The sequence below is a fragment of the Bradyrhizobium jicamae genome, assembly GCF_001440395.1.
Taxonomy (GTDB): domain Bacteria; phylum Pseudomonadota; class Alphaproteobacteria; order Rhizobiales; family Xanthobacteraceae; genus Bradyrhizobium; species Bradyrhizobium jicamae.
In genome coordinates, this window is sequence record NZ_LLXZ01000067.1 from 1 (window position 1) to 1,645 (window position 1,645).

The following is a 1,645-nucleotide window of genomic DNA, read 5'->3' on the forward strand; positions in this document are numbered from 1 at the left end:
ATGTGATTGCCCGCGGCTGGGCTGGGCCAAGCTTGCTGGCGATGGTGATGTTCGAGAAGTTCGGCCAGCACCAGCCGCTGAACCGGCAGGCCGAACGCTATGCCAAGGAAGGCGTGCCAATCAGCCTGTCGACCCTCGCCGACCAGGTCGGCGGTTGTACGGTCGCGCTGACGCCCTTGTTCCGGCGTCTCGAGGCCCATGTGCTGAGCGCCGAGCGACTGTATGGCGATGACACTACGGTGCCGGTCCTGGCCAAAGGCAAGACCGACACCGGCCGAATTTGGGTCTATGTCCGCGACGACAAGCCGTTCGGCGGGCAGGCCCCGCCGGGGGCAGTGTTTTATTACTCGCGCGATCGCGCTGGCGAGTATCCCCAGGCCCATCTGGCCGGCTACAGCGGAATCTTCCAGGCCGATGCCTATGGCGGCTATGGCAGGCTTTACGAACCGGGCCGCAACGCAGGTCCGATCCTGGAAGCCGCGTGCTGGGTCCATGCCCGACGGCCGTTCTTCGTGATGGCTGATCTGGTGGAGAATGCGCGCCGCAAGGCACAGGGTAAAAAGCCAGCGGTGATCTCGCCTTTGGCGCTGGAAGCAGTCCGTCGGATCGACGCCTTGTTCGAGATCGAACGAGGCATCAACGGCGAGACGCCCGAACGGCGCCGCGCCGTCCGCCAGGAGCTGAGCGCGCCGCTCGTCGCCGATCTAGAAACCTGGATGCGTGCGCAACGTGCCAAGCTCTCACGCCGCAACGACGTCGCCAAGGCAATGGACTACATGCTCAAGCGCTGGAGCGCGTTCACCCGCTTCCTCGACGACGGCCGCATCTGCCTGTCGAACAACGCCGCCGAACGAGCCCTACGCGGCATCGCCCTGGGTCGGAAGTCTTGGCTGTTCTGCGGCTCCGACCGCGGTGGCGGCCGTGCCGCAACGATGTACAGCCTGATCGTCACCGCCAAAATGAACGATGTGGATCCACAAGCCTGGCTCGCCGACGTCCTGGCGCGCATCGCTGCTCATCCAGCCCAAAAGCTCGACGAGTTGCTGCCCTGGAATTGGCGAGACCAAAATAAGCAAGTCAATCAGGCAGCTTGAGTGACCGCCCCGCGGTCCTCACCGGATGCTTACAAATTAGCGCCGTCCTCGTTGAAGCGCCGGATTTTATTTTCGGGCCGTTGCTCTTGGCTCAGCCTTGTTTGACCGCGCAAATTTGGAATATTTGATCGACAACTCCGGGTGATGGCGAAGTACGACCAACTGTTCCCGAATGATGACCGTTCCCGGTGTCGGTCTCTGACCGTTCTGGCCTTCGTCGACAACCCGGCTTGCTTCAGACGTTCCGCCGACGTTGGCGCCTATCTCCGACCTGACACCAAGACGTTATCAATCCGGTGAGATCGATCGGACTGCCCGCCAGGTTCGGACTTATCTATTCGAGGCTGCGAACGTACTGTTGACCGTTGTAACGCGAAGTTCTGCTCAAGCGTTGGGTAGCAAGGTAACCAAACGCGTTGGCGCCAAAAAGGCAAAGTTCGCCGTCGCGCGCAAATGGCGGTCATCCTCCATCCTATCTGGACCGATGGTGCTGAGCTCAAGGTAGAGATACCCGCCGCATGAAGCAGTCTTAAACCAACCCAGATTCGCCT

At 61.3% G+C, this 1,645-nt stretch carries 1 protein-coding gene; it reads left to right on the top strand.

Annotated elements, in window-relative coordinates; translation table 11 throughout:
- Window positions 1-1,094 (top strand): IS66 family transposase (gene tnpC, locus CQ12_RS11095; RefSeq protein WP_057835349.1); only part of this gene is annotated, 1,094 nt, incomplete at its 5' end.
- Window positions 1,095-1,645 lie beyond the last annotated feature (551 nt).